Genomic DNA, 12071 nt, shown 5'->3' with positions numbered 1-12071 from the left:
CAGGCCGTCGAGCTTCGGGATGTGCTCACTACGGCGGTGCGGGTTGGGGGTGAGTCGCGGTGACCAGTTATGCGGGCAGGTTGGGCATGTGGCTGGCCCATGAGCAGTGGGAACTGGAGCAGGCTTCCTACGACATTCCGGCCCGGCAGGCCACCCCGAGGCAGTGCGCCGAACTCGCCGGAATATTGCAGCGGCTCTCCGACGAGCTGCGTGACTACGCCGCCGCGCTGGCCTTCGGCGGCGGCAATCCCCCGGAGTCCGGCTCGATCGACCCGGACGAGTTCCGCAGGCGGGGTGAGGCGGAGTGAGCACGCATCCGGCGATGCTGCTGACCACCGCCGTCGTGCTAGCCGGGACGGCGATCGTGCTGGGCGGCTGGGGCAACCGGGTCAGCTACCGGCCCCGCCACGCGGGCGGCAGCGGCCCGGCCGCCCGCAGGCTGGCCGCACTGCGGCTGGAGTCCTACTTCCGCGACGAACAACCCACCACGGAGTTGATCGGCTGGCCGCTATGCGACCCGGACGAGCATCCGCACCTGTTCCGGCTCGACCCACCGGCCCCAGTGCTCCCGAACCCGATTCCAGCGCAACCAGCAGCACCAAGTCCCACCCTGACGACCAGCCCCACGGCACCTGAACCCGCGACCGATCCCAGCGGGGCAGAGCACCCCGAGTTGGCACTCATGCGCCGCGTCCTCGACGGCCTCCAGCGCCTCTAGCCACCAACTACCCGCCAGCTTCCGTCCCCACGATCCCTTTTCACCCAGACCGGCCCGGAACCGTGTACTCGGCCAACCCCCGACAACCACCGAGACACCCCGGGCCGCCGGTGGCGGGGCGTCGATTTCCCACGAAATCGCCGCGCACGACCCACACTGCGGCGACGATTTCCCACGAAATGTACAAACCGCCACCGGAAAACCCCGCCCGGCCGGGCCTCCCTCCCCGCTCCCACCCGGCCGGGCGGGCCCCACTAGAACGCTCCGAACTCCCGCACCCCGTCTCGGTTCCCCGTGAAACCCACAATCGGTGGTGCCGCATCGTTGCGTGGATTCCTCCGCTTGGTGCTGAGGGGCACCGGATGTCTCGTTTCGCCCCCGAGCGGCTTACGGGATTGCTACGTTGCCGAAGCGACGATCGTTCGTTCGGGGAGGACTTCGTGGGTGACGGTTATCGCGTCGACATCGAGAAACTGACGAGGCTGATCAGCGATCTGGACCACGCCGCAGACGACATCACAGCGGCGAACAGGGCGCTCGGCGATGCCAGAGGTCGCGACCTGGGCAGCCCCGGCATCGACGATGCCAGCGAGGGGTTCCGGGAACGCTGGTCGCACGGCATCGAGAAGATCGCCGAAGGGGCGAAGGCCACCAGCGACGCGTTGGGTTCCGCACGCGAGACCTACGCCAAGCTCGAACAGGAGGTCGTTTCACTGCTCGCCTCCGCTGTCTCGCAGCAGTCCTCCTCAGACGGCTCCGGAGGACAGGGATCGCAGGAGTCGCAGGGTGAGATGTCCGCCATCGAGCAACGCATGGCGGGACAGTGACGCCCGCGGAGAACACAGTGGACATATCGAGCCGGTGGATCGAATGATCGACAACCCGGACGAGTGCTTACAAGGACGACAATGAGCGGAAACTCCGAGTACCCGGCACTGGGCTTCGATCCCGCCCCCGGAACCGTCGCCACGGTCGAGTCGGTGGCCACCGACCTCGGGAACGTGGCCACCAGGATGGGAAGCGCCCACGAGGCGCTGTCGAAGATCAGCAGTCAGGAAGGGCTGTGGCAGGGCAAGGCCGCCGAGGCGTTCCAGGACACCGTGGGCGAATTACCCAAGTACCTGCAGCAGGCGCACCGTTCGCTCGGTGACGCCTCACGGACGCTCACGCGGTGGTCGCACGACCTGAGCTCGTTCCAGCAACGAGCACGGGACTACGAAGCCAAGGCCGCCGCCGCGCGAAAACGTCTCCGCGAGGCGGAGTCGAATCCGGATCTGAACCTGGCCAACCAGCGGTTCCCGGACCAGGAATCCTTGCAGCAGGCACAGCGCCGACTGGACGCCGCGCAGGCGACGTTGCGTGAGGCCGACAACGATCTGCAAGCGATCCTGGACCAGGCCAAGCGGCTGCTCGCCCAGCACGAAGAGCTGGCCAAGCAGGTGGAGAACGCGTTACGCCGCGCCACCGACGAGGCTCCGGAGAAACCCGGCCTGCTGGAACGTCTCGGCAACGCGCTCGAAGAACTTGGCGAGAGCATCAGCGAGGTGGCGGACCGGGCCTGGCAGTGGGTCGAGGACCACGCCGAGCTCCTGAAACAGATCGGCGACGTGCTCAGCACCGTGAGCACGGTGCTCGGTGTCGTCGCGATCGCGACCTCCTGGATCCCAGGAGTCAACGCGGTCACCTCGGCCGCCGCCATAACCGTCAGCGCCGCCGCACTGGGAACCAACGCGCTGGCCAAGGCCGGTGGTGCCGATGTCTCCTGGGGAAAGATCGGTATGGACGCCATCGGAGTCATTCCCGGCGGACGCCTCGTCGCCGGTGCGAAGAACGCGGCGTCACAGGCAGGGAAGGTCGCGGCGGCATCCAAAATACCGAGCAAGGCGAGCGGTCTCGGTAAGAAAGCTTTGAGTGTCGATGGAATTACTTCAAAATCGGACATTCTGAAGCAGGCTACCGGGAAGACGGATATTTCTCCGATCACCAAAGCAGAGCTGAGGGCCAATCCCAAGGAAGCCATCGAAAACGCCGCGATTTACACTCATGCGAAATCTGTCGATTTGATTAACACGGTGACGAAATCTTCGATTGATCCATTTTCTAATGCGGGGGTTGCTATTGGCTCTGGGGTGGAGTCGGTCAAAAAGGTTGCTATAGCTGAAGGCAAGGACTATGCTTCGGGGCAGGCTGAATCCTATGTTGAGTCAAAATTGAACGAAAAATAAAAATAGCAACAAAATTGGGGTGGTTTGTCCAGTGGATGAGCACGAGCGCGATGTTGTTAGGGGTCGGTATGTCGATGCTTGGTCTGAGCATTGCGAGGTAATCTACTTCCGTTGGGAAAAATTTGAGCTCAGTGATTTCAATGGGCGGGAGGAGATTGGGACCAGGTCTATTGGGTTCAAGATTGGTTTTGTAGTCTTTTTCCCGCTGCTGGTTGCCTATGCCTGGATCAGGGAATGGTTCGAGGCCTTCGGCCTGGTCAAGGAGTCCTATCACCACGTCAAACCGGCGCCCGGCGTCATCTCCGTCTCCGGTTCGAAGGACAACCCAGGTCCGACCTCGTTGATCGACACGGTGAAACGCACGCAGCGCCGGTTGTGGCTGGTGGTTTCCCACTCGCGGGTGGCGGTGGTGGTGTTGAACAAGCCGGACAAGCCGCCGCGTGTGGTGTGGCAGAGCGACGAGTCCTCCTCGGTCCGGTTCCACCACGCCTCGCAGCAGAGCATCGAGGTCGCCTGGCCGGACGGTTGCCGGGCGTACTTCTGCCCCACCATCGAGGAACGCAAGCTCATTACCCGCTTCGTCAACGCTACCTGGAACAACGAACCGCGATGACCGACATCACCGACGACGCCACCGATACCGCTCAGGAAGTACCCCGCTACTCGCTGGTGCTTCCCGAGGGCTTCATCGAACTTCCCGAGGGGGAGCCGACCGAGGAGAAGCTGCACGCGCTCGCCTCGGCCGTAGCGGTCCGGTTCGGGCTCCCCGAGGACACCGAGATCGATCAGGGGCTGGCCGGTGTCGCGGCGATGCTGATGACGCTCGGCGCCTCCGCCGAGGCGGGCGGGGCGCACTACAACGCCGCCGCCGTCTTCCGATCGGCCCAGGAAGCGCAACGACCGTTGATGGTCGTGGTCAGCTGCTTCGTGTTCGGCTCGGAACGAACCACACGGCACACCGCCGTCGCCGCACTGGAGCAGTACTACGGCAATCAGTCGGGCACGGAGGTCGAAGTGGTCGAGCTCCCGGCTGGTGAATCCGTCGTGACCCGTTCCGCCACCCCAAGCACCGTCGAAGTGGGCGAGGAAGCCATCGAGCTGACCAATCACGCGATCACGGCGTGGATTCCCAGTCCTTCCGTGTCGGATATCCTGGGGGTTTCGGTCACGAGCAACAACACCGAGGACTGGACCGACATCGTGGACCTGGCCCAGGGGATATTCGAAACGGTCGAATGGCTGCCGGACGAGGACGAGACCGCCTGAAAGTACGGCACGGTGAACGGATCCCTTACCGGGCGACCCCACGGTTTTCGCCTGAACTTCTTCGCGGTGTGCGGCATCACCTGATGCCGAGTCCCGCGTAAATTTCTCGCGAAATGTACGAACGGCTACGAACGGCACCGCTGAGCCCGGGAGTCGCGGAGCGCTACTGGAAGAGTGCGGCGATCGGGCCGGGCAGCTGCTCGACGGCGTCGGTGGTCTCGCCGGAGGGCGCCCACTCGCGCAGGGTGGTCAGTACTGCTCTGACCTGGTCCTCGGTCGTCTCCAGGTCGATGGTGGCGATCTCGCCGCTGACGCGGTCCAGGAACTCGAACTTGTTCAGCGAACGAGCCTGCCCGCTGCGCTGCGAGAGTTCGTTCCGCAGTTCCTCCGGCAGGCCCTCGGCCAGCTCGTCTACCTGGCCCGCGCTGACGGCCTCGGCCAGTGTGGTCAGGGTGGCGCGAGCGACGCGGGACGCCTCGTCGAGCGAGGAAATTTCGGCGCGCTGTCGTACCTGTTCGGCGAAGTCGCGCATGGGCTCGCTCTGCCAGATCTCTGCCATCGAACTCCCTCTTCGGATCGTTCCGCCTCCCGTGCCCGCAACCGGAGAGGTCTCCACGGGACGGTTCCCATCGCAGTGCCCACGCCGCCGTGGTCGATAAACGTGATCTGGCTCACTCTGTGGCACTGTGTGGGTTTGCCGTGCTGTGTGCGGGGCATGCACCTGCCAGTGGTTGTGATCGACGTGTGAGTACTCCGTTGAGTGTTCACGCTTGTTGCCACCGGCAAGGACGGTCCTTGGAAGCGAGAGAGGGGAACGATGATGGACTTGACGCGGCTGCGGTCGGTCTACGAGAGCGAGGGACCGTTCGCCACGGTGTACCTGGAGGGACGCTCCCCGAGTGAGGAATCGGGCGAGCAGCTGCGACTGCGGTGGCGTGACCTGCGGGAACGGTTGGCAGGTGCCGGAGCCGGTGACGCGGTGCTGGACGCGCTCGAAGCGAGCGTGCTGAATGTCGAGTACGGCGAGGAGCAGGCCAACGGGCGTGTGCTGGTGGCGACCGAGAACGACGGGGTGCTGCTCGCCGAACCGTGGGACGCCGCCCTGGGGGCCGGTGACGCGCAGTACTGGACGCGGCTGCCGGAACTGGGCGCCTACGTTCGTGAGGAGTGCCGCTCGGTGCGCATGCTGGTGGTCATCGCCGACGAGCAGGGCGCGGTGGTCCGGCAGGAGGTGCTGGCACAGCAGCACCATCCCCGGGAGCTGGGCAGCGAGACCGTCGAGGGCGGCGCCGAGACCGACACGCACAAACCCCGTGGCCAGGCCCTGTCGCACAAACAGCTGCAGCGCCGTGCCGAGCAGGCCGTCGAGCACAACGTCGAGGACATCGTCGCGCGGCTGCGCACCATCGAGGCCGAGTTCCGGCCGCGGCTGCTGGTGCTGGCAGGTGAGACGCAGGCCCGCACCATGGTCCGCGACAAGCTGACCGAGCGGTTGGCCGAGCTGCACGTGGACGCCGACCGCGGCGGTAACCAGGACGAGGCCGCGGAACAGGCACTGACCGAACAGCTGCGCGAGATCGCCGAGAAGGAGAGCGCCCGCAACGCGCAGGAGCGCGCCGAGCAGCTCAACGCGGGACTGGCGCACGGGCAGGCCGTGCACGGTGACCACCCCGTGGCCCGCGCCGCCGAGATGGGCGCGGTGGACACCCTGCTGCTGGAGTACGGCACCGGAACCGAACGCGAGGCGTTCCTGCTCAAGGCGTGTGCCGAGACCAGTGCCCGGGCCGATCTGGTGGAGTCCGGCACCGGCCTGGCCGAGGGCGTCGGAGCGCTGCTGCGCTTCCCGATCGACAACTGAGCAGTGGACCTGCCCTCCGGCCGGTCGCGAAGGTGCTCGGTCGGCGGAACCTCTCGCGGGCTCTCGCTCCGGGGAGGCCCGACATCGGGTAGCGACACCTACACAACGTCGGGCCTTCCTCGCAGAGCACCCCGAGAGAACCCGCGGCGGTGCCGACTGCCGGGGTGGTCGGAGTCCGGCACCGCGCCGTCCCACCGCCCGGCGATTTCGCGAGAAATCGACGGAGCTGGGGCCACACCGCCTCGCCGTGCAGGCCGCTACCCAAGAGCGGCCCGACGCCGCGAGGTGCCGCCCGGTCGGGCGGCACCCGGTGCGAGAGCCAGCGGGAGGTTCCGCCGGCGAGTAGCACCCGCCGACCCGCCGGGGAAACTCCGATCAGTCCCGAACGGGTGCGTACGGCGCGATGGGGTTGTCCAGCATTCCCGCGATCTTCAGCGCGCTAGCCGGGTCCTGCAGGTTCACCATCTGCTGGTTGTTGCCCAACTGCAGCCGGTTGAGGCAGGACAGCTCGTACTGTTCGGCGAACAGGTCGTACTCGCGGAACCGGTCCCGCAGCTCCGGCGCCGCCGCCTCGTAGTCGGCCACGCACTCGGCCACCGTCCGCCAGAAGTCCCGCTCGTCCAGCAGCCCGTGCTCGTGCGTGATCGAGCACAGGAAGCGGAAGAAGCAGTCGAAGATGTCGGTGAACAGCGAGAGCGCCCGCAGGTTCTCCGGCACCTCGGAGCGGATCCGCTCGATCTCGGCCGGGAGTTCGGTCTCCGGCTCGATCACGGCGACCTCCTCGCCGATGTCCTTGAGCAGCGCCCGCTTCGGCACCCCGTCCTCCAGCACCAGGATGATGTTCTCGCCGTGCGGCATGAACACCACGCCGTAGGCGTAGAAGCAGTGCAGCAGCGGACGCAGATAGGCGTCCAGGTAGCGCCGCAGCCAGTCGGCCGGTGCCAGCCCCGAACGGCTGATCAACGTGCCGACCAGGGGATCGCCGGACTCGTCCACGTGCAGCAGCGCGGCCATGGTGGCCAGGCGCTGCCCGTCCCGCAGCTTCGGAACCGGGCTCTCGCGCCAGAGCGCGGCCAGCATCTTGCGGTACGGCGAGTCCTTCGCGGCGGCCGTGTAGTACTCGTTGTGGTAGCCCACCGCCGCGCGTTCCCGCAGGATGTCGAAACCGGAGTCGCGCAGCAGCTCGTCACCGGCGACCAGCTCGCCCACCCAGTCGTTGATGGCCGGGGTGGCGCGCATGTACTCGGGCGAGAGCCCCCGCAGGAAACCCATGTTCAGCACCGAGATCGCCGTCTTGACGTAGTGCCGCTCCTGCGAGTCGGCGTTGAAGAACGTGCGGATGGACTGCTGCGGCAGGTAATCGTCGTCCCCGTCGCCGAGGTGGATCAGGTTGCGGGTGGCGAACTCCGCGGCGAACGTCACCGGCAGCTTGTTGTCCCACTGCCAGGGGTGTACCGGCACGAACAGGTAGTCCTTCGGGTCCAGCCCGAACTCGCGGATCCGCTTCTCGAACCGCTCGCGGGTCGATTCGTCCAGTTCGGACCGCACGAGTTCCTCGTAGTCCAGCCCCGCCGAGGCGCTGAAGCCGACCCGGTCCCGGTGCGCGGCCAGCCACACCAGCTTGAGCGGCACTCCCGCCTCCGGCGCGTACTTCGCGGACTCGGCGAGGTCGAAGCCGATCCGGCCGCTGTTGGCCAGAAAGCACGGATGTCCCTCGGTCATGCCCGACTCGATCGCCTGGAACCCGGCGTCCAGCAGCTCTCCCGAGCTCGCCCGGGGTTTGGCGAGTTTGAACGCGTCGCTTTCCAGCGTGCTGCTGATCTCCTCCAGGTACACCGGCAGCAGCCCGTCGTGCAGTCCCAGCGTGTCGCGCAGCTCCAGGAACAGCTCCATCGCGTCGAGCGGCAGCTCCGTGCCGTCGCGGTGCCGGGTGATGCTGTCGGTGTCGATCGACCAGTGCCGCAGGCTGCCGATCCTGGCCCGGAAGTGGTAGCGCACCCTGCCGTCGTCGCTGCCGACCACGTAGCGCCCCTCCCCCGTCGGGGTGGGGGTGAGCAGCCGTTCGTGTGAGAGCTCGGCCAGCGCCTTGCGCACCAGGCGCCGGTTCACCAGCCGCCAGTGCTCCGGAGTCAGATGGCCCGCGGGCTCGTGCGTGCCGGGGTTGCCGGAACTCACCGTGATACCTCCCCCTCGGTCGAACCCGCGGTCCTGCTCGCCAGGTAGTCGGCGCGGGTGCAGATGCTGAGCAGTGCTTTCTTCTCGGGCAGCGAGACGGTGTCGACCACTTCGAAGCCGACCTCCGCGTTCAGCGCGTGCACCGAGGTGTTGTTCACGTCGGGTTCCACGACCACCCGGCCGATCGCGGGGTCGGTGAACAGCATGTCCATCACCGTGGTCAGCACGGCGCGGGTGAAGCCGTGCACCGGCATGCCGGTGGGCGCGGCGAGGAAGTGCATCCCCACGTCGCCCGGCCGCACGGGATACAGCTCCGCCAGTTCCGAACGGGCCGGGTCGTACCGCTCGATCAGGAAGGATGGAATCCCGTTGTGCAGGCCGACGAACGCGTCGTTGCCCGGGGTCGCCTCGATGGTGCGGAACTGCTGCCGCACGTCGGCCGGCTCGGCGTCGAGCATCAGCCAGAAGGCCGACTTCGGGTGGGTGAGCCAGCCGTGCAACAGCCGGGTGTCCTCATCGGCCGATACCGGGCGCACGGCGAACTCGCCCAACCGCTCGTCCGTGCGTTCGAACACGATCTCGGTCATGCCGCCGACTCCTCTCGTGCCGGTTCGGTCCGGGCCGGTCCGATGTCGCCGGGAGCGGCGAAGTCCTGGAAGGCGATGGAACGCTCGACCGGGTAGTACTCCTCGCCGAGCATCCCCTGGATGATGCGCGAGTTCCGGTACGCGGCCATCCCGAGGTCGGGGGTGACGAAGCCGTGCGTGTGCAGCTCGGCGTTCTGCACGTAGATCTCCTCGCCGGTCGGGTCCACGCCGTAGCCGCGGCCGACGTCGAACCTGCCCGACTCGTCCCAGCTGATCCGGTGCGTGATCGGCCGCAGGAAATCGGGTGTGCGGTACCGGTATCCGGTGGCTAGCACGAGCCCGTCGGTGTGCAGGGTGAAGTCCTCCTGCTGCTCCCACTGCCGCAGTCCCAGCGTGTAGCCGCCGTCCGCCGGGTGGTGTTCGGCCGAGGTCACCTCGGTGTTGGTCAGCAGCCTGGTCGGGCACGGTCCGGCCACCCGCTTCAGGTAGAGCAGGTCGAAGATCTCGTCGACCAGTTCCGCGCTGATGCCCTTGTAGAGGCCGTGCTGCTGCGCGAGCAGTGATTCCCGGGTGCTGTCCGGCAGCGAGTAGAAGTAGTCGACGTACTCCGGCGAGGTCATCTCCAGGGTCAGCTTGGTGTACTCCAGCGGGAAGAACCTGGCCGAGCGGGTCACCCAGTTGAGGGTGTAGCCGTGCTCGTCGATCTCACCGAGCAGATCCCGGTATATCTCCGCGGCGCTCTGCCCGCTTCCGACGATCGTGATGCTCTGCTTGCGGACCAGCGAGTCGCGGTTGTGCAGGTACCGCGACGCGTGAATCGCGTCGCCGCCCAGGTCGCGGCACGGTTCGGGGACGTGGGGCGGGGTTCCGGTGCCCAACACCAGCCTGCGCGCCCGGTGCGTCTCGGTCCGTCCGGTCGCGACCTCGGTGGCGTGCACCAGGTAGACGTCCTCGTTCGGGTCGTGGTCGATGCGGTCTACCCGGTGGCCGAACCGGACGCTGTCGAGCTTGCGCGCCGCCCAGCGGCAGTACTCGTTGTACTCCACGCGGGGCGGGAACCAGTCCGCCCGGATGTAGAACGAGTAGAGCCTGCCGACCTCCTTGAGGTAGTTCAGGAAGGACAGCGGAGAGGTCGGATCGGCCAGGCTCACCAGGTCTGCGAGGAACGGCGTCTGCAGGGTGGTGTCCTGCAGCATCATCCCGCCGTGCCATTCGAAGTCCGGTTTCTCGTCCAGGAAGAGCCCGTCGAGTTCCGCGATGGGCTCGGTCAGGCAGGCCAGACCGAGGTTGAACGGACCGACCCCGACGGCTACGAAGTCGTAAGTGGGGGACATGGAGTTTTCCCTTCGGAAGTCTCGGTCAGCTCGCACGGCGTTCGGGCTCCGCCTCGGGCGTACCGGTCAGGTACCGGTTGCCGTGTTCGACGATGAGCTCGCACACCTCGGCGATGTCCCGCAGCGTGGTGCGCGGGTTGAGCAGGGTGAACTTCAGGTAGGTGTTCCCGTCGACGACCGTCTCGGCCACCATCGCGGCGCCCGAGCGGTACAACGCGTCGCGCGCGTGCAGGTTGACCCGGTCGCAGAGCTGTCCGTCCACGTCCGCGGCGGGCACGTAGCGGAACACCAGGGCGCTCAGCTCGGGGCGGTTGACCACTTCGAAGCGCGGATCGGCCCGCAGCATCTCCCAGGTGCGTTCGGCGAGGTCCAGCACGTCGTCGAAGAGCCGCCCGAGCGCGTCCGGGCCCATGATCCGCAGGGTCAGCCACAGTTTGAGCGCGTCGAACCGCCTGGTGGTCTGGATGCTCTTGTCCACCTGGTTCGGGACCCGCTCGGCCACGTGGCGCTCCGGGTTCAGGTAGTCCGCGTGGTAGGTGGCGTGCCGCAGCACTGATCCGTCCCGCACGAGTACCGCGCTGGAACTCACCGGCTGGAAGAACGACTTGTGGTAGTCCACGATCACCGAGTCGGCGCGCTCGATCCCGTCCAGTCGGGCGCTCTCCCGGGAGACCAGCAGGCCGCAGCCGTATGCCGCGTCCACGTGCAGCCACACCTCGAACCGTTCGCACAGCGCCGCGATCTCGGAGAGCGGGTCGATGCTGCCGAAGTCGGTGGTGCCCGCCGTGGCCACCACGGCCATCGTGGTCAGTCCCGCCTCGTGGCAGCTCCGCAGCCGCTCGTGCAGCTCGTCGGTCCGCATGCGCCGGTGCTCGTCGGTGGGAACGGTCAGCACCGAATCAGCGCCCATGCCCAGCAGTTTCGCCGCTTTGACGACACTGAAGTGGCTGTCGGCCGAGGTGAGGACGCGCAGTCGCGACAGCTGTTCGACGCGGTCGGTCTCCGGATCCCCGGTTCCGTTCTCCGCCGCGTGCCGTTGCAGAGCCTGTTCTCGGGCGACGAAGAGTCCTTGCAGGTTGGACTGGGTGCCGCCGCTGGTGAATATCCCGTCCGCGGTCGGACCGAAGCCGATGCGGGCCGTGGTCCAGTCGATCAGTCGCCGCTCGATGAGCGTGCCGCCCGCGCTCTGGTCCCAGGTGTCCAGTGAGGAGTTGATCGCCGAGCCGATCGCTTCGCCGAGCAGGGCGGGAATGACGATCGGGCAGTTGAGGTGGGCCAGGTAGCGCGGGTGCTGGAAGTAGACGGCATCCCGCAGGTAGACCCGTTCCAGCTCGTCGAGCGCGCTCTTGGTGTCCGGCAACGGTTCGTCCAGGTCGATTCCGCCGATGACCGGTCCGAGCTGATCGGGGGTGACTCCGGTGGTGGGCTGGTGGCCCGGGTCCAGGAGTTCGCCGATCACCCGCTGTACCCCTTCGGTCACCGAATCGCGGTACTGCTCGGTGTTGTGTTCGTCCAGCAGGTACGACTTGGGGTCGACGGACTGTGCCGATGTCGCAGCGGTCTGCTCGGCCGGTGGTACGAGGAAACTCACGAACCGTCCTCCTCGGTGCTGGGTGTGCGATGCCGGATGGCCTGCCGGGGTCGTGCGCCGCATCGCGGCTTCGAGCTCCTCGTTGCGAGGTCAGCCACCGTGTCCGGCGCGTCGCGACCGTGTGGAATTAGGTTAGCCTAATTTTCTGTGAACTTAGGCTAACCTATATCGCGCTCGCTGTGGCGTGAGTCCGTTCACGTCGGACTATCGGTCGGTTGGCGGTGTCGTCGGTTGGGGATGTCGTCGTCCCGGCGCGGTTCACCGGCGATTACCCGGAAGCGAATACCCGACGCGGCCGGTCGCTCTCCCGGAGAGTG

Annotated in this window: 12 protein-coding genes; 7 read left to right on the top strand and 5 right to left on the bottom strand. The window is 66.8% G+C overall.

The features are described 5' to 3' along the window. The first annotated feature begins 59 nt into the window (after positions 1-59). The 6 genes from BM394_RS10435 to BM394_RS10410 all read left to right on the top strand — a co-directional run bounded on the left by BM394_RS10435 (position 60) and on the right by BM394_RS10410 (position 4209). Positions 60-308 carry a hypothetical protein gene (locus tag BM394_RS10435; RefSeq protein WP_092977188.1) on the top strand — a complete coding sequence of 83 codons (249 nt, stop codon included), beginning with the start codon at positions 60-62 and terminating at the stop codon, positions 306-308. Next, positions 305-718, top strand: coding sequence for a hypothetical protein (locus BM394_RS10430; RefSeq protein WP_092977187.1), 414 nt, complete (start codon positions 305-307; stop codon positions 716-718). The genes BM394_RS10435 and BM394_RS10430 overlap by 4 nt, the downstream gene beginning before the upstream one ends. Before the next feature lie 440 nt (positions 719-1158). Then, the gene (locus tag BM394_RS10425; protein ID WP_130468572.1) at positions 1159-1545 is read left to right on the top strand and encodes a hypothetical protein; all 387 of its coding nucleotides are present in this window, start codon (positions 1159-1161) and stop codon (positions 1543-1545) included. A gap of 81 nt (positions 1546-1626) precedes the next feature. Beyond that, positions 1627-2943 carry a putative T7SS-secreted protein gene (locus tag BM394_RS10420; RefSeq protein WP_092977185.1) on the top strand — a complete coding sequence of 439 codons (1317 nt, stop codon included), beginning with the start codon at positions 1627-1629 and terminating at the stop codon, positions 2941-2943. 31 nt (positions 2944-2974) lie between these two features. Then, the gene (locus BM394_RS22385; RefSeq protein ID WP_139235192.1) at positions 2975-3556 is read left to right on the top strand and encodes a hypothetical protein; all 582 of its coding nucleotides are present in this window, start codon (positions 2975-2977) and stop codon (positions 3554-3556) included. Beyond that, positions 3553-4209, top strand: a complete 657-nt coding sequence (locus tag BM394_RS10410) for a hypothetical protein (RefSeq protein ID WP_092977183.1) — start codon at positions 3553-3555, stop codon at positions 4207-4209. The genes BM394_RS22385 and BM394_RS10410 overlap by 4 nt, the downstream gene beginning before the upstream one ends. Before the next feature lie 163 nt (positions 4210-4372). On the opposite strand, the gene BM394_RS10405 is transcribed toward BM394_RS10410, so the two are convergent. After that, positions 4373-4768: a DUF2267 domain-containing protein gene (locus BM394_RS10405; RefSeq protein ID WP_092977181.1), complete on the bottom strand. Its 396-nt coding sequence runs from the start codon at positions 4766-4768 to the stop codon at positions 4373-4375. 261 nt (positions 4769-5029) lie between these two features. On the opposite strand from BM394_RS10405, the gene BM394_RS10400 reads away from it, so the two are divergent. Continuing rightward, on the top strand, positions 5030-6067 hold the full coding sequence (locus BM394_RS10400; RefSeq protein WP_092977268.1) for a baeRF2 domain-containing protein: 1038 nt from the start codon (positions 5030-5032) through the stop codon (positions 6065-6067). A 375-nt stretch (positions 6068-6442) separates the two neighbouring features. Here the strand turns inward: BM394_RS10400 and BM394_RS10395 are convergent, their stop codons facing one another. From BM394_RS10395 to BM394_RS10380, 4 genes are read right to left on the bottom strand one after another with little or no spacing between them, the layout of a single operon-like run. Beyond that, positions 6443-8242 carry an IucA/IucC family protein gene (locus BM394_RS10395; RefSeq protein WP_092977179.1) on the bottom strand — a complete coding sequence of 600 codons (1800 nt, stop codon included), beginning with the start codon at positions 8240-8242 and terminating at the stop codon, positions 6443-6445. Next, positions 8239-8829, bottom strand: a complete 591-nt coding sequence (locus tag BM394_RS10390; protein WP_092977177.1) for a GNAT family N-acetyltransferase — start codon at positions 8827-8829, stop codon at positions 8239-8241. The genes BM394_RS10395 and BM394_RS10390 overlap by 4 nt, the downstream gene beginning before the upstream one ends. Continuing rightward, a complete protein-coding gene (locus tag BM394_RS10385) occupies positions 8826-10163 on the bottom strand; it encodes a lysine N(6)-hydroxylase/L-ornithine N(5)-oxygenase family protein (RefSeq protein ID WP_092977175.1) in 1338 nt (445 codons plus the stop codon). The genes BM394_RS10390 and BM394_RS10385 overlap by 4 nt, the downstream gene beginning before the upstream one ends. A 25-nt stretch (positions 10164-10188) precedes the next feature. Beyond that, the gene (locus BM394_RS10380) at positions 10189-11754 is read right to left on the bottom strand and encodes a pyridoxal phosphate-dependent decarboxylase family protein (RefSeq protein ID WP_281246433.1); all 1566 of its coding nucleotides are present in this window, start codon (positions 11752-11754) and stop codon (positions 10189-10191) included. Positions 11755-12071: the final 317 nt, after the last annotated feature.

The organism is Actinopolyspora lacussalsi subsp. righensis, from assembly GCF_900116555.1.
Classification (GTDB): Bacteria; Actinomycetota; Actinomycetes; order Mycobacteriales; family Pseudonocardiaceae; genus Actinopolyspora; species Actinopolyspora lacussalsi.
This window is presented reverse-complemented; position numbering and strand designations above follow the sequence as displayed.